Below are 20,675 nucleotides of genomic sequence, written 5' to 3'. Positions count from 1 at the left end.
AGACGCAGGAGCGTACGACCCGTGAGTCCCAAGCAGGTGCCGCCTCCCGGCGTCGACCCCTACTTCCCGACCCACGGGGACGCCCGCTACCGGGTGCACCGCTACGAACTCGCGCTGGACTACCGGCCAGGGCCCAACCGCCTGGGCGGCTCGGCCCGGCTGAGCGCGGTGGCGGGCGGCGCGGCGCTGGCCGAGTTCGCGCTCGACCTGGCCGAGTTCCGGATCGGCCGGGTGCTGGTGGACGGCAAGGCCGCGCACTACACCCACCGGGCGGGCAAGCTGCGGATCCGCCCGGCCAAGGCGCTGGCCGCCGGGGCGGCGTTCACCGTCGAGGTGCACTACACCGGCAACCCGAAGCCGGTCCGCAGCCAGTGGGGCGGCCTGGGCTGGGAGGAACTGACGGACGGTGCCCTGGTGGCCAGTCAGCCGATCGGCGCCTCGTCCTGGTACCCGTGCAACGACCGCCCGGCGGACAAGGCGAGCTACCAGATCTCGGTCACCACCCCGTCCCCGTACACGGTGGTGGCCAGCGGCCGGCTGCTCACCAAGACCACCCGGTCCTCCAGCACCACCTGGGTGTACGAGCAGTCCGCGCCCACCGCCAGCTACCTGGTGACGGTCTCGATCGGCCAGTACCAGACCGTCCGGCTGATCGAGGGCTCCTCGACCCCCCGGCCGAACCGGACGGTGCCGCAGACCGCCTACCTGCCGGCCCGGCTGGTGCCCGAGTTCACCATCGACTTCGGCCGGCAGGCCTGGATGATGCACCACTTCGAGGAGCTGTTCGGTCCTTACCCGTTCGGCGAGTACGCGGTGGTGGTGGCCGACGAGGAGCTCGACGTGCCGGTCGAGGCGCAGGGCCTGGCCACCTTCGGCACCAACCACCTGGACGGCAGCCGGACCTCCGAGCGGCTGGTCGCGCACGAGCTGGCCCACCAGTGGTTCGGCAACAGCGTCACGATCGCCGACTGGCGGCACATCTGGCTGAACGAGGGCTTCGCCAAGTACGCCGAGTGGATCTGGGCCGAGCACGCGGGCGGCCGCACCGCCGCCGAGCACGCCGCCGCCGCGCACGCCCTGCTGGCCGGGTTGCCGCAGGACCTGCGGCTCGGCGACCCGGGCCGGAAGCTGATGTTCGACGACCGGCTGTACCAGCGCGGCGGGCTCACCGTGCACGCGCTGCGCTGCGAGCTCGGCGACGAGGCCTTCTTCCGGCTGGTGAAGGACTGGGCGGTGAGGCACCGTCACGGGGTGGTCTCCACGCTCGACTTCACCGCGCACGCCGACCGCTACGCGAGCGCGCCGCTGGACGGGCTGTTCCACGCCTGGCTGTATGACCCGCTGCTGCCGCCACTGCCGGGCGCGTCACGGTAGGTGTCGGTATCGTCGCTCACGGTTGTGGGGCCCGGCTCCGGGCCTCCCCGGAGCACCCTGGAGGCAGGGCATGTCGGTCAAGCCCACCATCGTCCTGGTCCACGGCTTCTGGGGCGGCGCCGCCCACTGGGCCAAGGTGATCGTCGAGCTGGACCGGCGCGGCTTCACCGACCTGCGGGCGGTGGAGAACCCGCTGACCTCGCTCGCGGAGGACGCCGAACGCACCCGCCGGATGGTCCGTCAGGTCGACGGGCCGGTGCTGCTGGTGGGCCACTCGTACGGCGGCGCGGTGATCACCGAGGCCGGTGACCTGCCGAACGTGGTCGGCCTGGTCTACGTCGCGGCGTTCGCCCCCGACGCCGGGGAGAGCCCCGGAGCGATCACCCAGGAGTTCCCGCCCGCCGCCTTCGAGAACCTCGCTCCGGACTCCGACGGCTACCTGTGGGTCAAGCCCGAGAAGTTCCACGAGAGCTTCTGCCAGGACCTGAGCGCCGAGGAGGCCCTGGTGATGGCGGTCACCCAGAAGGCCCCGCTGGCCTCCACCTTCGGCGACGAGGTCACCGCCCCGGCCTGGCGGGCCAAGCCCAGCTGGTACCAGGTCTCCACCGAGGACCACATGATCCATCCGGACAACCAGCGCCGGATGGCCGCGCGGATGGGCACCCGCAAGACCGTCGAGCTGCGCGCGGGCCACGCCTCGCTCGCCTCACTGCCCGGGCCGGTCGCCGACCTGATCGAGGAAGCCGCCTCGGCGGTCTGACGGGCCGACCGCTCGATCGCCGAGGAGCCCGGATGGCACTGTCCGCGCTGGTCGTTTCGCTCGCCGCCGCCGGAGCCGCCGCGCTGCTGGCCTGGCTGAGCCATGTGGTCCTGCACCGTCGGGGCCTGCCGGACACCGGGCCCGCCGTCGGAACCGCGGCGGGCGCGGTGTTCTCCTTCTTCGTCGTCACGATGGCGTTCCTGCTGGTCAGTTCGACCGGGGCGCTGGCCACCGCGCGGCAGGCCAACTACGCCGAGGCGGCGGCCACCGTCGACGTCTACCTGGCCGCCGAGCGGCTCCCGGAGCCGGCCGGGCGGCAGCTCCGGGAGCAGGCCGAGGCGTACCTGCACCAGGTGATCGAGGTGGAGTGGGCGCAGCTGGAGCGGGAGGAGACGGACGTGCGGACCTTCGGCACGCCGTACCGGATGCACCGGATCGTCCAGGACCTGCCGCCCGAGGTGCCCGCGCTCGCGGCCGGTGACGCGCACGACGCGATGGCCGCGCTGCTGACGCAGCGTCGGGTGCGGACGGCCACCGCCAACGACGGCGCCCCCGCCTTCCTGCTGCTGACGCTGGCCGGCGCGGCGGTGCTGTCGGTGGTCTTCCTGGTGCTGCTGGGCTGGCCCAAGGGGGCCCGGGGGCTGGTCGCGATAGCGGTGGTGGGCGGGGTCTTCGCGTTCTCGATCTGGCTGGTGGTGCAGATCGACCACCCCTACGCCTCCGGCATCAGGGTGATGCCGGAGGCGTTCCAGGAAGCCCTGGAGCGGATCGCCCTGATCAGGGCGGCGGGCTACTGACGACGACTCACCGCACCGCGTACGCGTCGGCGACGGTCTGGGTCACCGACACTCCGTCGGCCGCCGTCAGGGTGACCCGCAGAGCGACCTTGGTGCCCGCCGCCACGCCGGTGTGGTCGACGGCGGCGGTCCACCGGCCCTGACTACGGGTCAGGGTGCCGGGCGTCCAGGTGCTGCCGTCGTCGTAGGAGTACGCCAGGGTGGCCGAGCCGAGCGGTCCGGGCGTCCATCCGGCCTGGCCGGTGGCGGACAGGCCGATCCGCAGCGGGCCGGCCGCCACCGTGTTGTCCGCGTCCACCGGCAGGTCGTAGGACGGGAAGAGCAGCGGCAGCGCCTGCGAGTACACGGCCGGATCGCCGTGCGAGCGGAACGAGAACTCGGTCCGCACCGCGCTCGACCGCTGCCAGACGTCCCGGTGGTGGAACCGCTGCTGAGTGAGCCTCAGCAGGTACCGGGCGTCGCCGGTCGGCAGCTCCCAGACGTTGAACGGGCCGTACCAGGACTCGCCGAGTGACGTGCCGTCGGCCAGCAGCTCCACCCCGGCGGCGTCGCCGAAGTTCGACATGGTGCCGGTGTGGTCGGGGTCGGCGTCGTTCCACAGCGAGCGGGAGAAGTCGACGCCGATCCGGTCGCCCTGCCGCTCGCCGACCAGCCGGGCGGCCCCGTCGGTGCCGGTGCCGGCGGTCGGGCGCAGCACGCCCCGATACCACTCCTCGGTGCGGCTCTCACCCTTGCGGTAGGAGCGGTTGAGGTCCGTCAGGTACTCGGCGAACGGCCAGCTGCTCTGCACCGCGTGCGCCCACTGCCCGTCGTCGGCGGTGTAGTACGCGGTCCGGGTCAGCGGCGCGGCGACCAGGCCCTGGAAGGCCGGGATCTGCGCGTAGGGGTTCCATGGCCGGACCGCGTCGGCGTACTCGAACATGTGGGTCGCGGCGCCCAGCGAGTGCCAGGTCTCGGTGACGGTGGCCAGCTCGCGGTCGCGCACGGTGCGCCGCTGGCTGCCGCGCACCTGCTGGGCGTCGTGGAAGGCCAGGTTGTAGACGTAGGGGCTGTCCGGAGTGGAGACCCAGTCGAGGGTCACCGTGCCCCGGGCCAGTCGGGCGGTCAGCTCGGCGGCCTGGTCGGCGGTGATCTGGAAGACCGGGGCCTGCGTGCTGATGTCGTTCTTCCGGAACGAGCCCGGCGTCGGACGGTACGTCAGCACCGCGACCGCTCCGGCCGCCTGGGCGTTGGCGCTCACCTGGTTCGCGTCGGTGCCGTCGTCCGGCAGCAGCACCAGCCGTCCGGTGACCCCGGCCGCCGCGAGGTCGGCGGCGGAGGCGCTGCGGGCGGCCACCAGTCCGGCCGAACCGGCGGCGGGCAGGTGCGCCTCGGCGGCGTACGGCAGGTAGTTCGGTTCCAGGGTCACCCCGGCGCCGGTGAACACCACCGGCGGGGCGCCGAGCCGCAGGTAGCTGCCGGCCTCGAAGCCGCCGGTGCTCGCCTTGCCGGAGCCCCAGCTGTACAGCTCCACCGGGGCGTTGCCGATCCGGGCGCCGATCGCGTCCACCCACTTGTCGCCCCACCAGCGGGAGAGTTCGAGGGTGGCGTCCAGGGTGCGCACGGTGCGGTCGGCGCGGACCTCGACCCGGTCGGCCTTGCGGGCGTCCAGGGTGAGCACGGTGTCCTTGGTCAGCCGGAACTCGGGCATCGCCATCGCGGCCACCGAGCGCGGGGCGGCCTCACCGGTGGCGTCCCGGTGGTCGGGGGTGACCACGAAGCCGGTGAGCGAGAAGACGCCGGGGCGCAGCCGCAGGGTGATGTCACCGTTGGCGTCCGGAGCGGCGCGCTGCCCGGTGGACTGGCTGATGTCGATCAGGTCCACCGAGCTGCCGGTGTCGCCGGTGGCCGGGCGGCCGTCCCGGTCGGTCAGCTTCACCCGGACGGAGAGGGTCTCCGGCTCGACGTAGGCGTTGAACGGGGTCGAGACGGTGCGCCCGGCCTCGTCGGTGGCCAGCACCCGGCCGGTGACGTCGCCGTACTGACCACCCGTCAGCCGGGCGGTCGGGTCGAGGGTGAGCGGTACCTGCACGGTGGCGCCCGCCGGGACGGTCACGCTTTCCCGGCCGAGCCGGACGATCCGTGAGCCGATCGCCGAGTCGTCGTCACCGTCGGTGCGCTGCACGGTCAGCCGGAGCCTGACCGGCGCGTCGCCGGTGTTGGTGTAGGGGAGCTGGACGGTGCGGGTGTCGGCCTTCACCTGCGGCCAGCCGAACCGGCCGAAGCCGACGGCGGGGGAGCCGAGCACGGTCTGCCGGACGGCCTGGCCGACCCGGAGCCGGCCGCCGCCGATCTGCTGCACGTCGCCCGCCAGGGTCGGGTCGGCGGAGGAGACCAGCGCGGCTTTGAGCCGGTCGGCGGTCCAGTCGGGGTGACGCTGCTTCAGCAGCGCGGCGGCCCCGGCCACCAGCGGGGTGGCCATCGAGGTGCCGGACATCGCGGTGTACGCGTACACGCCCCGGCCGCCGGCCGCGGCCGCGGTGACGTCCACGCCGGGGGCGGCGATCTCCGGCTTGAGGGTGTGCACGCCGGTGACCGAACCCCGGCTGGAGAACGAGGCGGTGCGGTCGACCGAGTCGACGGCGCCGACGGTCAGCACGTCCGGCGCGCAGCCGGGCGAGGAGACCGACTGGTACCGCCCGAGGTTGCCCGCCGCGACCACGAACAGCGTCTTCGAGCTCTTCGCCAGGTTCTGCGCGGCCACCGACATCGGGTCGGTGCAGTCGGTGGGTTCGGCGCTGCCGAGTGACATCGAGGCGACGTCGGCGCCGGAGTCGACGGCCCACTGCATGCCCGCGATGATCTGGGAGTCGGTGCCGGAGCCGTAGTCGTCCAGCACTTTGCCGACCAGCAGCCCGGCCTCGGCGGCCACGCCGCGCTGGGCACCCTGGCTCGCGGCGCCGGTGCCGGCGATCTCGGAGGCGACGAAGGTGCCGTGGCCGACCGCGTCGTGGACGTCGGTGTCGGGGGTCCCGGTGGTTTCGGAGGTGAAGTTGCGGGCGTCCAGCACCCGGCCGGCCAGGTCGGGGTGGTCGGCGTCGATGCCGGTGTCCAGCACCGCGACCTTGACGCCCTGTCCGCCGAGACCGAGGGCCCAGGCGGCGGGGGCGCCGATCTGTCCGGTCTCGGACTCCAGGGTGGCCTTGACCTTCTGATCCAGCCAGAGCTTGGCCAGACCGTCCCGGCCGTTGCCGGCCCGGTCCACCAGGGTGTCCCAGGTCCGGTTCGCCGCAGCCTTGTCGGCGCGGTACGCGACGCCGTGCACGGCCTTCAGCGACTTCACCCCGGCGGCCCGGCTGCGGGCCGGGGCGCTGAGGTCGGCGGTCTGCTGGTCGCGGTAGACCGCGATCACCGGGAGGGCCTTGGCGCCCTGGTCGTCGTAGCCCTGGCGGACCAGAGCGCTGATGTTGAACAGCGCCTTGTCGACCGAGCCCGCCGCCAGCGCGGCGGCGGCCCGCTGCGGGAAGACGTACTGGTCGCCGTTGACCTGGCGGGTGAAGTGGACGGGTATCCGGCCCTGTTCGTCCGGCTGGAGGGACACCCGGGACCGGCCGGCGGCGTCGGTGACCAGGTCGGCCTTCTCGCCGGTGATCAGGGTGACGGTGTGCCGGGACGCGGGCGCGGTCGCGCCCGTGAGGCCGGGGCCGGTCGCTGCGGCGGCGGGTGGGGCGGTCAGCGCGGTGCTGCCGAGCAGACCGGCGACCGCGACCGCCAGCGCCCGACGGACGCGGGTCGGCAATGCCATGAACACTCCTCGGGTGTCGATGATCTGGCCGGTGAGCCTGGCAGAACGGGGCCCTGACCGGTCATGATGTGCCTGGCGGATCACCGCCTGGGCAGGTACCCGCCAAGCGGTGACGGCTGATGCCGGGTCAGGAGGGAGGCGCGTCGATGCTGGCGGCGATCGGGCTGGACGAGCGGGCCGAGCGGCTCTACAGCCGGCTGGTGGCACACGGTGCCGCCACCGCCGAGGAGTTGGCGGCGGGCTGCGGCACCGGGGTGACCGAGGCGCGGCTGGCCCTGGTGCTGCTGCAGACCCGAGGGCTGATCGCCCCGCAGGCCGACGGCTCGGCCCGGTTCGCGGCGGCGCCGCCGTCGGTGGCGCTGGAGGCGCTGCTCACCGGCCAGCGGCACGCCCTGCGGGAGGCCGAACTGTCCGCCGCCGCACTGGCCGAGGCGTACCGGGTGGCCGCCGCCGACCACAGTCGCCGAGACCTGGTCGAGGTGGTGACCGGCCACGCGGCCGTCGGCCACCGGGTCGCCCAGCTCCAGCTCGGTGCCACCACCGAGCTGCTCGCCCTGGTGACGGGCCGTCACCAGGTGGTCCGGGCCGACGCGACCGGCGCGGAGACCGACGCGGTCGCCCGGGGCGTCAACTACCGGGTGGTGCTGGAGCGGCAGGCCCTGGACACCCCCGAGTCGGTGGAGGCCCTGTTCGAGGCGCTGGACCGGGACCAGCAGGTCCGGGTGGTGGACAAGGTCCCCGGCAAGCTGATCGTGGCCGACCGGGCCCGGGCCCTGGTGCCGCTCTCCGAGGTCCGGGACGGCGCCGAGCCGGTGGTGCTCTCGGTGCGCGCCCCCGCGCTGGTCCGGCTGCTGGTGACACTGTTCGAGCAGACCTGGGAGTGGGCCCACCCGCTCGGCCGGGACGAGGACGGCGCTCTGCTGGCCGAGCCCGCCCCGGGCGGCAGCCCCGACGAACTCGACCGCCGGATCCTCTCGTTGCTGCTGATCGGGGCGACCGACCAGGCGGTCGCCAAGCAGCTCGGCCTCGGCCTGCGCACCGTCCAGCGCCGGATCAGCCGGCTGATGGCGCTGGTCCGGGCCGACACCCGGATCCAGCTCGGCTGGCAGGCCCACCGGCGGGGCTGGGTCCGGGACTGACGGGGCCGCCACCTCAGCCGGTGACGGCCCCGCTCACGGCTAGCGGTAGCGGAACAGGATCCGGCCACGGGTCAGGTCGTACGGGCTGAGCTCCACGAGCACCTTGTCGTACGGCAGGACCTTGATGTGGTGCTTGCGGATCTTCCCGCTGATGTGGGCGAGCACCTGGTGCCCGTTCTGGAGCTCCACCTTGAAGGTGGCGTTGCGCAGGCACTCGACGATGGTGCCGTCGATCTCGATTCCCTTGGAAATTTTGGGCATACGGTCTCCTCGACTCTGTTCGGACGTGGGGTGAGCTGGTGGGGTGTCAGCGGCGGACCAACTCCAGGTTCCCGCCGACCCGTCGGGCGCCGATGCGCTCGAAGAGCTGCTGTGCGGCGTGGTTGGACTCGCTGACCTCGGCGGTCGCCGTGGCGACTCCGGAGCGGTGCAGTGAGCCGAGCGTCTGGGCCAGCAACGCCCTCGCGACGCCCTGCCGTTGGTGGTCGGCCCGGACGGCGATCAGGTCGATCCGGGGCTGCCGGGGCACCGGGGCCAGCCGGAGCAGGCCCACGTACCGGCCGGCCTGGACGGCCACCGCGAACTTCGACGGGTCCGGCACGGTGACCCCGTCCGGGAGCGGGATGACCTCGGCCGGCATGGTCTGCCAGCCGGCGCCGGCCGCGACCTCCGCACGGATCACGCGGTCCAGTGCGCGCAGCGGCGCCTCCGCCGCCTGGCCGGCGGGCAGGATGCGCAGGTCCGATGGCGGCCGCAGGGCGTCCAGCCCCGTGCTGTTCGGATCGGTGGGCACGGCGTACTGCCACTCGCGGCGGTGGAGTGTGAAGCCGGCCCGCTGCCAACTCGCCAACAGATCGGGGTCGTTCTCGTCGACCAGGGTGTACAGCGGGGTCGGCAGGCCGGTGGCCGCGGCTGCGGTGAGCCGGTCGAGGACCGCGCCGTCCCAGGCGTCGGTGCTGACGAAGGTGCGTCCGTCGGGCCTCTGCCAGGCGTCGGCGCGGCCGACGACCCGGTCGTCCTGCACGGCGTGCCACTGGTGTTCGGAGACCTGAAGGACCGTCAGGGGGTGCCCGGTCGGGCCGGGGGTGGGCTGCGTGGTGTTCATGGGTGTCTGCCTCTCGGAGTGCTCTGCTTTCGGGCACTCCGGGCGACGCCTGCGTCAGTCGCCCAACCGTGAAGGACTGGGGGAGTACCCATGGGTTACTGCGGACACGGGACTCACCTCCTGGTTGCGGCTTCGCGGTTGCCCGGACCGTATCAGCTGTCCGACGCCCCGCCCAACCCCTTTTCGGCGGCTGCCGGGCGGTCGGCCCCGAATCGCGTCCCGCACAGCTTGAACGGCCAGGACCGGCGTGACTAGCCTGCGGGTATGGCCGAGTTGACCGAGCAGGACGAGCAGACCCCGGGCCGCTTCGGCGCGTCCGCGACCGTGGAGGTCGAAGCCCACCAGGTGGGCCGGGTGCACACCGAGTACGCCCCGGACCACGACGGTGACCCCGACCCGGGCGAGATCGTCTGGACCTGGGTGCCGTACGAGGAGCGGGACGGCCGGGGCAAGGACCGCCCGGTGCTGGTGGTGGCCCGCGAGCCCGGCGGGACTCTGCTCGCGGTCATGCTCTCCAGCAAGGGGCACGACCGGGACGCCGACTGGGTGCCGATCGGCGCGGGCCCCTGGGACCGCTCGGGGCGCGACTCCTGGGTGGCGCTGGACCGGGTGATGCGGGTGCACGACCGGGGCATGCGCCGGGAGGCCTGCGCGCTGGACCGCGCGCGGTTCGACCTGGTGGTGCACGCGTTGCGCCGCCGCTACCGCTGGAGCTGACGGTCGCGCGGCCTGACGGTCGCGCAGCCGGAGTTGGCCGGACAACTGGGTGAGGCGTTCGCCTGACGTACGGCGGGCAGACATGACAAGTCCGCCAGGAGGTACCCCTGAGCCGCTTCTCTGGGGTCGCCCACTGCCCGCCCCTCACTCGCAGAGGTCAACTCACCCATGGCTGAACTCAACCGTCGCCGTTTCCTCCAGCTCGCGGGTGGCGCGTCCGCGCTCACCCTGCTGTCCGAGAGCATCGCCCGGGCCGCCGCCATTCCGGCCCAGGGCAGCACCGGCACCATCCAGGACGTCGAGCACATCGTCGTCCTGATGCAGGAGAACCGTTCCTTCGACCACTACTTCGGTGCGATGAAGGGCGTCCGCGGCTTCGGCGACCCCCGTCCGGTCACCCTGCCCAGCGGCAAGTCGGTCTGGAACCAGGCGAGCGGCGGCAAGGTGACGCTGCCGTTCCGGCCGCCGGGCGACGACCTCGGGATGGAGTTCCTGCAGGGCCTGAACCACGACTGGGCCGGCGGCCAGCAGGCGTTCAACAAGGGCAAGTACGACCAGTGGGTGCCCGCGAAGACCGCCACCACGATGGCGTACCTGACCCGCGACGACATCCCGTTCCACTACGCGCTCGCCGACTCGTTCACGGTCTGCGACGCGTACCACTGCTCGTTCATCGGCTCGACCGACCCGAACCGCTACTACCTCTGGTCGGGCCACACCGGCAACGACGGCACGGGCGGCGGCCCGGTGCTCAACAACGCCGAGGCCGGGTACGGCTGGACCACCTACCCGGAGCGGCTGGAGGCGGCCGGGGTCTCCTGGAAGGTCTACCAGGACATCGGCGACGGGCTGAACGCGGCGGGCTCCTGGGGCTGGATCAACGACGCCTACCGGGGCACCTACGGCGACAACTCGCTGCTGTACTTCAACAGTTACCGCAACGCCCAGCCGGGCAACCCGCTGTTCGACAAGGCCCGCACCGGCACGAACGCCAAGGCGGGCGAGGGCTACGTCGACCAGCTGCGCGCCGACGTGCAGGCCGGCCGGCTGCCCAAGGTGTCCTGGATAGTCGCGCCCGAGGCGTTCTCCGAGCACGCCAACTGGCCTGCCAACTACGGGGCCTGGTACATCTCCCAGGTGCTGGACGCGCTGACCTCCAACCCGGACGTGTGGGCGAAGACCGCGCTGTTCATCACGTACGACGAGAACGACGGCTTCTTCGACCACGTGGTGCCGCCGTACGCGCCGTCCGGCAGCGCCCAGGGTCTGTCCACGGTCTCCACCGCGCTGGACTACTTCGGCGGCAAGACCGGTTACGTGGCCGGTCCGTACGGTCTCGGCCCCCGGGTGCCGATGCTGGTGGTCTCGCCGTGGAGCACCGGCGGGTACAGCTGCTCGGAGACCTTCGACCACACCTCGGTGATCCGGTTCATCGAGCGGCGCTTCGGGGTTACCGAGCCCAACATCTCGCCCTGGCGGCGGGCGGTCTGCGGCGACCTGACCGCGGCCTTCGACTTCGCCCGGACCTCGACCGCCCCGGTCGCGCTGCCGCCCACCGCCGGGTACTACCCGCCCGACCGGGACCGGCACCCCGACTTCAAGGCGCCCGCCCCCGCGGTCGGCACGATGCCCAAGCAGGAGCCGGGCAGCCGGCCGACCCGCCCGCTCAAGTACGCGCCGTACGTGGACGGTTCGGCGGACACCAGCGCTGGGAAGTACCGGCTGACCTTCAGCGGCGGGGCGGCGGCCGGTGCGCACTTCTACGTCACCTCGGCCAACCGCACGGACGCGCCGTGGAGTTACACCACCGAGGCGGGCAAGACGATCGCCGACACCTGGGACACCAAGTACTCCAAGGGCGTCACCGATCTGACGGTGCACGGCCCGAACGGCTTCCTGCGCCGCTTCCGCAACCCCGGCAAGACGGCGGGCCCCGAGGTCACCGCCCGGCACAACGCGGCCACCGGCAACCTCGACCTGACCCTCACCAACGCCGCCACCGCCGACGCCCGGCTCACCGTGGCCAATGCCTACGGCGGCACCCCGCAGACCGTCACGGTCCGCAAGGGTGCCACCGTCACCGTCCCGGTGGACCTGAGCGGCTGCCGCAACTGGTACGACGTCACGGTCACCGCGGCCGGCACCGCCGACTTCGTCCGACGGCTGGCGGGGCACGTCGAGACCGGCGCGCCCGGCCTCTCGGACCCGGGCATCATCACCAACTGACGTCCGCCCTTTGGCGCGCGCCGTCCCGGCATCTCCGGGGCGGCGCGCGGCAGCTGCGGGTCCGGACTGGAGCGGGTCCAGGACCGGCACGACCGCCGTTCGCTCCGGGCCCGGATCACCCCGGCCGGCCGGAACCGGCTGGACGTCAGGGCTGAGCCGGCCGGGACTTGCTCGTGTCAGTGGGGTCGGGTGGAATGGGCGGTGTGGATCATGTCTCAGCACCCAGTGTCCTGACCGATGAGCAGGTGGCCGCCTACCTGGCCCGGATCGGCCTGCCGCGACCCGGCCGGGCCGACCGGGCGGCGTTGGCCGAGCTGCAGCGGGCGCACCTGGAGGCCGTCCCCTTCGAGAACCTGAGCGTGCGGCTGGGGGAGCCGATCGTGCTCGAGCCCGGTGCGCTGGTGGCGAAGATCACCGAGCGGCACCGGGGCGGGTTCTGCTACGAACTCAACGGTGCGTTCGCCGAGTTGCTGCGTGCGCTCGGCTTCCGGGTGACCCTGCTGGCGGCGCGGGTGTTCGGGCCGGAACGGATCGGGCCGCCGTTCGACCACATGGCGCTGCGGGTGGACCTGGACGGGGAGGTCTGGCTGGCGGACGTCGGGTTCGGCCGGTTCAGCGAGCTGCCGCTGCGGCTGGACGAGCGCGGTGAACAGGCCGATCCCGCCGGGGTGTTCACGATCGTCCCGCACGGCGACGAGCTCGACGTCCGACAGAACGGCGCGCCGCAGTACCGGCTGGACCAGCGGGCCTACGAGCTGACCGACTTCGTGCCGACCTGCTGGTGGCAGGCCACCTCGCCGGACTCGCACTTCCGACGCTCCGTCACCTGCTCGCGCCTGGCGGAGGGTGGCCGGATCACGCTCAGCGGGACCAGGCTGATCCGCACCGCCGCCGACGGTTCGCGGACCGGGCAGGAGCTCGACGAGGCCGGCGCGCTGGCCGCGTACCGGACACACTTCGGCATCGAGCTGGAGCAGCTGCCCTGACGGCGGGTGTCAAGGCTGGTCGGTCAGCGCCGGGAAGTCGTACTTCACCTCGCCGATGTCGGAGATCAAGTAGCGGCCGTCGGGCCCGCGTTGGAGTTGCAGGCGGGCAGTGAGCCCCCCTCTGGGTATCCGGGACCAGCCGTCCTCCGCGACGTAGGCGCAGTTGACGGGAACCTCCAGCTCGACCTTGGCAGCGGTGAGGTCGCTCGGACCCTCGTGGCCCTCTACGGGTCTCGCGATCGCGTGCATGACCACCGACCAGCCCCGGTGGGCGGTCAGCTCGGCGGGCCAGGCCGAGCCGTGCGCCGAGCACGCGTTCAACCCGCCGCCGGCGGCGGCCAGTTCGGGCGTCAGATACCTACGGACCCGGCCAAGGACGGCCGCCGGTCCCGTGTCGCCACGGGACGCGTCGAAGCTGCCTGAGGTGACCGCCCAGGCGATCGCGATGGACTCCGCGTCGTGCTCGTCGACCGTCAGCGGCGGCGTCACCGCGGCTGGTCGCTCCTTCGGCGGGGCAAGTGGCGCCGTGGGATCGGCCCCCGGTGTGGAGGTGAAGGAGTAACCAGCCGGAGCGACGGCGACCGCGGTGCCGGGGATCCGCTGTTCGTCCTGATCGACGCAGGGGTTGCAACGGATGCGCTCACCGGCGCCTCTGCCGTAGGTGGTCTCCCAGCCGTTCCCCTGGGTCGACAGTTCGGTGCCACGTTCCATTCGCACCCCGGAGATGTGGAACGGGCGATCACCGTCCTTCAGCGTCCAGGTGTGGCGCTTGCCGTCGACCGAGCCCTCAACCATGACCACGTAGTTGTAGCTGTGCCGGGCCGCGAGCACCGTGAGGCTGACGAGTTCGGGCTTCTGGTTCTCCAGGTAGAGGTACTTGTCGGTGAAGTACGGGGCGAACGACACCGGTCCGGCGGCCCCGATCAGCGCGATCGGATTGCTGGAGTCCAGGTCGACGCCCATGTCGATCTTCTTGCCCACTCCCTGCTCGTTGCAGTTCACGACCGTGCCGGGCACGGGATCGCGGGGCTCGCCCACGATGGCCACCCGCACCTGCTCGATCGCCACGGTGTGGCCGTTACCGACCATCGAGACGGTGAGTGGCGACGCTCCCACATCCGTACCGCCCTGCGCGTGCGACCAGGTCCGGACGGCGCCGCAGTCGGCGACGGTGGGCAGGTCGGCCGGCTTGACGACCCTGGGGACGACTGCGGTCGCGCCGACACCACCGTGTTCGGGATCGTAGCGGGCGCTGAGTACCGGGTCGCTGCCCGTCTCGCTCGCGTGCAGCGCCCAGTACGTCGTGCCGCCGCCCAGCAGGGCCAGCACGCACACCACGGCTACCAGCAGGCGCTGTCTCGGGCCCGTCACCAGCGTGATGATGCCGCCCATGAACACGTTGCCGTGGATGGTGCTCCGGCTGATCCTGTTCTGTGTGTCGTGCTGATCGCCCAAACCACCCACCCCGTCCGACGGATCCGCGTCACCACAGTGCAGTTCCTCAGGGGAAAAGGGAAGGGCCGCCCAGCTGTCGGGTCGTCAGGCGGCGGTCAGGTCGAGGCCGAGCAGGTCCCGGAAGGCCGTCCGGCCCTCCGGAGTGATCCGCAACGCCCGTCCCGAGCCGATCCGTTCGACCCAGCGCCGGTCGAGGGCCCGGGCGCAGAGGGCGGCGCCCGCCGCGCCCGCCAGGTGGTTGCGGCGCTCGGTCCAGTCCAGGCAGGTGCGCAGCAGCGGACGGGAGCCGCGCAGCGCCGACAGGTCGATGCCCAGGTCGGCGAACCAGCGGCGGCCCGGTTCGGTGACCGCGAGCCCGGCCTCCTCGGTGACCAGCCCGCGGTCCAGCGCGGCGGTCGCGACGCTCACGCCGAGCTGTCCGGCCAGGTGGTCGTAGCAGGTGCGGGCGCGGGCCTCGGCGCCGAGCCGGGTGGACTCGCGCAGGTTGGCCGGGCCGGCGGCGTCCGGGGCGAAGGAGGCCAGGTTCTCGATCAGTTGGGCAGCGGCCGGGCCGGACAACCGGACGTACCGGTGGCGGCCCTGGCGCTCCTCGGTCAGCAGACCGCCGGCGATCAGGCGGGACAGCTGCTCGCTCGCGGTGGAGGCGGAGACCCCCGCGTGTCGGGCCAGCTCCCCGGCGGTCCAGGCCCGGCCGTCGAACAGGGCGAGGCAGAAGGCGGCCCGGGTACGGTCCGCGAGCAGTCCGGCGATCTCGGCGAGCGACATGCCTCCATGATGCCCCGGGCACAGTTCGGCGGCGGCCGAAGCGTCCCGGCCCTAGCCTGCGGGGTATGAACAGCACCGAGCACCGCTTCGACCGGTACACCGACGTCCGGGCCGCCCTGGCCGACCCGCACCTGGGCCCGCTGCCCGCCGAATCCGGCCCGGTCGGCACGATGGCGTGGCTGCGCGCGACGGTGGCCCGGTTCAGCAGCGGTGCGGAGCACGCCCGCCGACGGGCGCTGGTACAGGCCGAGTTGGCGCGGCTCGACCCGGCTGCGCTGCGGCGGTCGGCCGCCGCCGGGCCCGAGGGCGACGCCCGGGTGCTGGCCGTCCGGGCGCTGGCCGAGGTGATGGGCCTGGCCGAGCCCGACGCGGTGGCGGCCGCGGTCGGCACGGCGGCGCGGACGTACTTCGGCGGTGCGGATCCGGCGGCCGACGCGGCGGTGGCCTGGCTGCTGCCCCGGGTCGGCGGGGCGGACCGGGAGACCGCCGCCCAGCGGATCGGCCTGCTGCTGCAGGCTTTCGAGGCGACCGGCACACTGGTCGACAACACCCGTACGGCACCGGCTGGTTCGGGCTCGGTGCGGGCGCTGCTCACCGAGACGCTGCGGCACGACCCGCCGGTCCGGGTGATGCGGCGGGTGGCGGTCCGGCCGACCCTGGTTGCCGGGGTGCCGGTCGCCGAGGGCGATCTGGTGCTGCTGGAGCTGGCCGCCGCCAACCGGGATCCCGGACTCTTCGCCGAGCCCGACCGGTTCGACCCGCTCCGGTCCGGCCCGTCGGCCCTGACCTTCGGCGGTGCGCCGAGGCGTTGCCCGGGCCGGGAGCAGGCGCTCGCGCTGGCTGCCGGAATCCTCGCTCCGCAGCAGGAAGTTGAGCCGTGCGAAGCCTTCGCGGCGCTGCACCGCGCCGGCGCACCGCTGCTGCTGCCGAACGCCTGGGACCACGCCTCGGCGGCGCTCTTCGCCGAGCGGGGCTTCCCGGCGATCGGCACCACCAGTCTCGGGGTGGCGGCGGCGAGCGGGCTGCCGGACGGCACCGGGGCGACCCGGGCCGAGACGTTGCGGCTGGCCCGGCGGCTCGGGGGTGGCGCGTTCCTGCTGTCGGTGGACGTCGAGGGTGGTTTCAGCGAAGACCCGGACGAGGTCGCGGAGTTGGCCCGGGAGCTGGCCGCCGCCGGGGCGGTGGGCATCAACCTGGAGGACGGCCGCGCCGACGGTACGCTCGCCCCGGTCGGCCTGCACGCCGCGAAGATCGCGGCGGTGAAGGCCGCCGTGCCGGGGCTGTTCGTCAACGCCAGGACCGACACCCACTGGCTGGGCGGTCGGCAGGCCGAGACCGTGCAGCGGCTCGACGCCTACCAACTGGCCGGTGCGGACGGGGTGTTCGTGCCGGGCCTGACGGAGCGGGCGGAGATCGCGGCGGTGCTGGCCGGGATCGACGTCCCGCTGAACGTGCTCCACTCGCCGAACGGCCTCACCCTGCCCGAGCTCGCCGAGCTGGGCGTGAGCCGGGTCAGCCTGGGGTCGCTGCTGTACCGGGCGGCGCTGGGCGCGGCGCTCGGTGTGCTGGACGACGTCCGGGCGGGGCGGCCGGTGCGGGCCGAGGTCCCGTCGTACGACCGGGTGGCGGGCCTGGCGGAGCTGTCCTGACGTTAGGCCCTCTCTTTCGGATCACGCCGGGCGGGCGCCGCCGGGGCACGCGCCCTCCTTGCCCGGCATCGGGCAGGAGGGGCCCTTCGCCGGCTTCTCGTCGGTCGCCGATGCGCTGCATCAGGCTCCCTCCTCGGCACCGCCGAGCCACGCACCCCAACGCCGCCCGCTATCCGACGTGACCCGAAAGAGAGGGCCTAGACCTGCTTGCCGTGGCCGGCCGTCAGCTGACGGATGATCAGGACCGCGCCGGGGAGCGGGAAGAGCAGCAGGAACAGGTTCGGCAGCCACCAGGTCAGCGAGAAGTCGTTGCGCAGCGCCCAGAAGGCGATGGCCTGCAACCCGGCCGTGCTGGTGAGCGCGAGCGAGACCAGCATCAGTGGCAGGGCCGCGGCCTGGCCGCCCCGGCGGCTGAGCCGGAGGGCGGCCAGGCCGGTCAGGCTGGCCGCCACGTCGAGCAGCACGAAGGAGTAGTTCCAGGCGCTGAGCACCGGGTTCTCGTAGTCCTTGTACGCGTACCGGGCGGGCACCAGCGCGAGCAGGGTGACCGCCCAGTAGAGCAGGAAGCCGATGTCGGTGACCGCCATCGACGCCTTGGTGAGCCGCAGGATCCGTCCGTCGGCGTTCATCCGTCTCTCCCTCGTCGTGAAGCCGGCCCGCCGTCACTCGTGTTCGAGGCCGCCGCCCAGGTACATCACGGCGACCCCGAGGACGACCAGGACCGCCCCGGCGGCGGTGGCGGGTTTGATCGGCTCGTTGAACGCGACCACCCCGCCGATCAGGGCGCCGACCGTGCCGAGGCCCGACCAGATCGCGTACACCGGGCCGACGTTGAGCGATTTGAGGGCCTGGGCCAGCAGCACGAAGGCCGCGATGTAGCCGACCGCGACGACCAGGCTCGGCATGAGCCTGGTCAGGCCGTGCGAGGCCCGGAGTGCCAGCGTCGCCGTCACCTCGGCGCCGATGGCGGCACCCACCAGCAGATAGGCCGTCATGTCTCTCCCCCGTTGTCCCGGATCAGATTCACCAGAAGTTCACGCAGCTCGCGGTGCAGGGCGTCGTGCGGCGGGCTGAGGTCCATCAGTCGGGCCGACCACCAGCCGTCCACCGCCATCCGGACCAGGGTGGCCACCGCCGGGTTCAGGCCGTCCTGCTCCAGCCGCTGCTGCCAGCCGAGGTACCGCTCGCGCAGCACGTCGAGCACCTCGGGACCACCGGCCGCGGCGAGCAGCGCGACCGGTACCTGGGAGGCGCCGCTGGTGTCACCGGCCGGTGACTCGGGCGGGATGCTGGCGTCCAGCCAGGCCAGCGAGTAGGCACCGGCCGGTGCGTCCGGACCGGGCAGGACCGCCTCGAACCGGTCGGCCAGCCGCCCGACCACGCCCTGGACCAGCGCCCGCTTGTTGGGGAAGTGGTGCAGCAGCCCGCCCTTGCTGACGCCGGCCTCGGCGGCCACCGCGTCCAGGCGAACCGAGTCCACCCCGTCCTTCACCAGCAGTCGTTCCACGGCGTCGAGCAGTTGATCACGCACGGGTGGTTCCCTCTCGTACAGTTGCGGACCGTCCAGACGGTCGGTCCCATGCTAGCAGAGCGGAGCGGCGCGTTCGAGGTCGAAATTGTTCGTCCCGAGACGATGGGTTGACAGCTCGGAATGGCGCGTGTTTACGTTTCCTCGGCCCCGCCCGGAGCGATTGTTCGATGCCCGGGGGATCCGCCTGAAGATTCAATTGCACGATGAACGAAAGCGGCAGCCGGCATTCCGTCGGCCGTCGGGGGAACGCTGTCGTCATCCACGGGGGATCATGCAAGCCATGCGGACCATGCGGACCGCACGATGTCTGCTCCAGCCGGCGCCACGGCGCGGCCAGTACTGAGCCATCGTCAGCACCGCTTCACTGCTGGGCGTCAGGAGCACCGGGGATCCCGGTGACCGACCCCCGCACCTTCCTGCCCTCCAGGGCGAGTCGCGCAGCGCCGCGCAGGCCACCGCCCGAGGGACTTCCATCGGCCCGTCGGCCATTTCGCCACGCCCCGCCTCCGGCTGCCCCCGGGCGGGTCATTCCTGTGGCTCGAGAAAAATACACCGGCCCGACATGCCGAATTTCCGCTCATTGAATCCGAGGGATCTCTGGTGGACATTTTCTCCAAAGTGACGAGTTACAGATCGGCCCGTGATGCCATGGCAGCCGGGCTCTACCCGTACTTCCTGCCGCTGACCGGCCACGAGGGCACCACGGTCACGCTGGGTGACCAGGAGCTGGTCATGTGCGGCTCCAACAACTACCTCGGACTGACCTCCGACCCCCGGGTCAAGAAGGCCGCGGCCGAGGCACTGGACCTGTACGGCACCTCCTGCACCGGCTCCCGCTTCCTGAACGGGAACCTCGCCCTGCACGACCTGCTGGAGGCCGAGCTCGCCGATTTCTACGGCAAGCCGGCCGCCGCCGTCTTCTCCACGGGGTACCAGGCCAACCTGGGCGTGATCAGCGCGCTGGCCGGCCGGCACGACATGGTGTTCGCCGACAGCGACGCCCACGCCTCGATCGTGGACGGCAGCGTGCTGAGCGGCGCCAAGCTCCGCCGGTTCCGGCACAACGACGCCGACGCGCTGGGCCGCCGGCTGGCCGCCGCCCCGGAGGGTGCCGGGCGGCTGGTGGTGGTGGACGGCGTCTACTCGATGGAGGGTGACCTCTGCGCGCTGCCCGAGCTGGTGGCGACCAGCCGGCGGTACGGCGCCCGGATCGTGGTGGACGACGCGCACGGCCTGGGCGTGCTGGACGGCGGACGCGGCACCACCTCGTACTTCGGCCTCACCGACCAGGTCGACCTGATCACCGTGACCTTCAGCAAGTCGCTCGCCTCGCTCGGCGGGGCGGTGGTCGGCAGCGAGGAGGTGGTGCACTTCCTCAAGCACCACGCCCGCAGCCTGATCTTCAGCGCCTCCGCCACCCCGGCCAGTGCCGCCGCCGCGCTGGCGGCCCTGCGGATCCTGCGGGCCGAGCCCTGGCGCGCGGAGCGGGCGCAGGAGAACGCCGACTACATCCGGCGCGGCCTGGCCCGACTGGGCGTCAGCTCCGGTGCCAGCAGCACCCCGGTGGTGCCGCTGCGGACCAGGGGAGTGGTGGAGACGCTGCTGCTGTGGCGCCGTCTGGTGGACCGGGGTGTCTACACCAACCCGGTGCTGCCGCCCGCCGCCTCGCCCCGGCTCCGGCTGAGCTTCATGGCCACCCACACCACCGACCACCTGGACCGGGTGCTGGAGGCGCTGGCGGCCGAGGCCGACATGTTCCTGGGCGCGGACGAGCCCGACGGCTCCGACGAGACCGCCGGGCTCGCGGAGCTCGCGGCCGGCCCGGCGCTGGCCAGCGCGCCGCACCGGTCGTGACCGCGGGCCGGCCCGGCCCCGCCGGGTTGCTGCGGCCGTTCGTCGCGGCGGGCAGCGCGGGCACCCTGCTGGGCGCCGGGCTGACGCCGGGCGGTCCCGGCTCGCCGGACCGGCCCTGGTGCGGGGCGGCGCTGCTCGGCCTCGCGGTGGCGGTCGCGCTGCTGCTGGTCCTGCGGTCCCGTCCCGCCGCACCGAGGGCGGCCGCACCGTGGGCCGCCGGGCCCTGGTCGGCCGTCGGTCTGCTGCTGGTCGGCTGCGGTGTGCCGGCCGCGGTCGCGTTGGACAGCCCGCTCGTGGTGGGCCCGGTGGTCGCCGTCGCGGTGTTCGCCGGGGCAGCCGCCGCCCGGTTCGCCGGCCGGGCCGCCCTCGCTGGGGCCCTGGCCGGAGCGGTGGCGGGGGCCGCCGCACCGGCGCTGACGGCGGCGGTGGCCGGCGGGCTGGCCAGCACGTACGGGCTGCTGCTGTTGGCGGCCGCCGCCTGCGAGGCGGACCTCGCTCCTCGCGTTCCGACCCGTACCACCTGAACACCCGCA

Annotated in this window: 18 protein-coding genes; 10 read left to right on the top strand and 8 right to left on the bottom strand. The window is 73.0% G+C overall.

The genetic code is table 11. The annotated features are described in order from the left end of the window. Window positions 1-21: 21 nt before the first annotated feature. The 3 genes from F4556_RS03140 to F4556_RS03130 all read left to right on the top strand — a co-directional run bounded on the left by F4556_RS03140 (window position 22) and on the right by F4556_RS03130 (window position 2,931). Complete coding sequence (locus F4556_RS03140) at window positions 22-1,374, top strand: M1 family metallopeptidase (RefSeq protein WP_184911433.1); 1,353 nt, start codon at window positions 22-24, stop codon at window positions 1,372-1,374. Between the two features lie 70 nt (window positions 1,375-1,444). After that, entirely contained in the window at window positions 1,445-2,134 is a 690-nt protein-coding gene (locus F4556_RS03135) for an alpha/beta hydrolase (RefSeq protein WP_184911432.1), read from the top strand. A gap of 32 nt (window positions 2,135-2,166) precedes the next feature. After that, window positions 2,167-2,931, top strand: a complete 765-nt coding sequence (locus F4556_RS03130; protein ID WP_184911431.1) for a bestrophin-like domain — start codon at window positions 2,167-2,169, stop codon at window positions 2,929-2,931. Window positions 2,932-2,938: 7 nt separating this feature from the next. On the opposite strand, the gene F4556_RS03125 is transcribed toward F4556_RS03130, so the two are convergent. Beyond that, complete coding sequence (locus F4556_RS03125; protein ID WP_184911429.1) at window positions 2,939-6,715, bottom strand: S8 family serine peptidase; 3,777 nt, start codon at window positions 6,713-6,715, stop codon at window positions 2,939-2,941. A 119-nt stretch (window positions 6,716-6,834) separates the two neighbouring features. On the opposite strand from F4556_RS03125, the gene F4556_RS03120 reads away from it, so the two are divergent. Further along, window positions 6,835-7,854: a helix-turn-helix transcriptional regulator gene (locus F4556_RS03120; RefSeq protein WP_246510956.1), complete on the top strand. Its 1,020-nt coding sequence runs from the start codon at window positions 6,835-6,837 to the stop codon at window positions 7,852-7,854. 39 nt (window positions 7,855-7,893) lie between these two features. Here the strand turns inward: F4556_RS03120 and infA are convergent, their stop codons facing one another. Further along, the gene (gene infA, locus F4556_RS03115) at window positions 7,894-8,115 is read right to left on the bottom strand and encodes a translation initiation factor IF-1 (protein ID WP_184911428.1); all 222 of its coding nucleotides are present in this window, start codon (window positions 8,113-8,115) and stop codon (window positions 7,894-7,896) included. 46 nt (window positions 8,116-8,161) lie between these two features. Next, complete coding sequence (locus F4556_RS03110) at window positions 8,162-8,959, bottom strand: GNAT family N-acetyltransferase (RefSeq protein ID WP_184911426.1); 798 nt, start codon at window positions 8,957-8,959, stop codon at window positions 8,162-8,164. A 264-nt stretch (window positions 8,960-9,223) separates the two neighbouring features. Between F4556_RS03110 and F4556_RS03105 the strand changes: the two genes are divergently transcribed. From F4556_RS03105 to F4556_RS03095, 3 genes are all read left to right on the top strand, one after another. Next, window positions 9,224-9,676 (top strand): type II toxin-antitoxin system PemK/MazF family toxin, encoded by a 453-nt coding sequence (locus F4556_RS03105; RefSeq protein WP_184911425.1) that lies wholly within the window; start codon window positions 9,224-9,226, stop codon window positions 9,674-9,676. Between the two features lie 168 nt (window positions 9,677-9,844). Continuing rightward, window positions 9,845-11,902, top strand: a complete 2,058-nt coding sequence (locus F4556_RS03100; RefSeq protein ID WP_184911424.1) for a phosphocholine-specific phospholipase C — start codon at window positions 9,845-9,847, stop codon at window positions 11,900-11,902. Window positions 11,903-12,096: 194 nt separating this feature from the next. Next, window positions 12,097-12,888, top strand: coding sequence for an arylamine N-acetyltransferase family protein (locus F4556_RS03095; protein ID WP_184911422.1), 792 nt, complete (start codon window positions 12,097-12,099; stop codon window positions 12,886-12,888). Between the two features lie 9 nt (window positions 12,889-12,897). On the opposite strand, the gene F4556_RS03090 is transcribed toward F4556_RS03095, so the two are convergent. Continuing rightward, entirely contained in the window at window positions 12,898-14,343 is a 1,446-nt protein-coding gene (locus F4556_RS03090) for a hypothetical protein (protein WP_184911421.1), read from the bottom strand. A gap of 84 nt (window positions 14,344-14,427) precedes the next feature. Continuing rightward, the gene (locus F4556_RS03085) at window positions 14,428-15,108 is read right to left on the bottom strand and encodes an ArsR/SmtB family transcription factor (RefSeq protein ID WP_184911420.1); all 681 of its coding nucleotides are present in this window, start codon (window positions 15,106-15,108) and stop codon (window positions 14,428-14,430) included. Window positions 15,109-15,173: 65 nt separating this feature from the next. Between F4556_RS03085 and F4556_RS03080 the strand changes: the two genes are divergently transcribed. Further along, window positions 15,174-16,757 carry a cytochrome P450 gene (locus F4556_RS03080; RefSeq protein ID WP_184911419.1) on the top strand — a complete coding sequence of 528 codons (1,584 nt, stop codon included), beginning with the start codon at window positions 15,174-15,176 and terminating at the stop codon, window positions 16,755-16,757. 197 nt (window positions 16,758-16,954) lie between these two features. Here the strand turns inward: F4556_RS03080 and F4556_RS03075 are convergent, their stop codons facing one another. The 3 genes from F4556_RS03075 to F4556_RS03065 are packed head-to-tail and all read right to left on the bottom strand — an operon-like array spanning window position 16,955 to window position 18,288. Beyond that, complete coding sequence (locus tag F4556_RS03075) at window positions 16,955-17,386, bottom strand: DUF5360 family protein (RefSeq protein ID WP_184911418.1); 432 nt, start codon at window positions 17,384-17,386, stop codon at window positions 16,955-16,957. 33 nt (window positions 17,387-17,419) lie between these two features. Continuing rightward, window positions 17,420-17,752: a DMT family transporter gene (locus F4556_RS03070; RefSeq protein ID WP_184911417.1), complete on the bottom strand. Its 333-nt coding sequence runs from the start codon at window positions 17,750-17,752 to the stop codon at window positions 17,420-17,422. Continuing rightward, window positions 17,749-18,288 (bottom strand): TetR/AcrR family transcriptional regulator, encoded by a 540-nt coding sequence (locus tag F4556_RS03065; RefSeq protein ID WP_184911416.1) that lies wholly within the window; start codon window positions 18,286-18,288, stop codon window positions 17,749-17,751. The genes F4556_RS03070 and F4556_RS03065 overlap by 4 nt, the downstream gene beginning before the upstream one ends. A 648-nt stretch (window positions 18,289-18,936) precedes the next feature. Between F4556_RS03065 and F4556_RS03060 the strand changes: the two genes are divergently transcribed. Then, entirely contained in the window at window positions 18,937-20,142 is a 1,206-nt protein-coding gene (locus tag F4556_RS03060) for an aminotransferase class I/II-fold pyridoxal phosphate-dependent enzyme (RefSeq protein ID WP_221503516.1), read from the top strand. Further along, window positions 20,139-20,666 carry a hypothetical protein gene (locus F4556_RS03055; protein ID WP_184911414.1) on the top strand — a complete coding sequence of 176 codons (528 nt, stop codon included), beginning with the start codon at window positions 20,139-20,141 and terminating at the stop codon, window positions 20,664-20,666. Before F4556_RS03060 ends, F4556_RS03055 begins: the two co-directional genes overlap by 4 nt. Window positions 20,667-20,675 lie beyond the last annotated feature (9 nt).

It is taken from the genome of Kitasatospora gansuensis, assembly GCF_014203705.1.
In the GTDB taxonomy this organism is placed as follows: Bacteria; Actinomycetota; Actinomycetes; order Streptomycetales; family Streptomycetaceae; genus Kitasatospora; species Kitasatospora gansuensis.
This window is presented reverse-complemented; position numbering and strand designations above follow the sequence as displayed.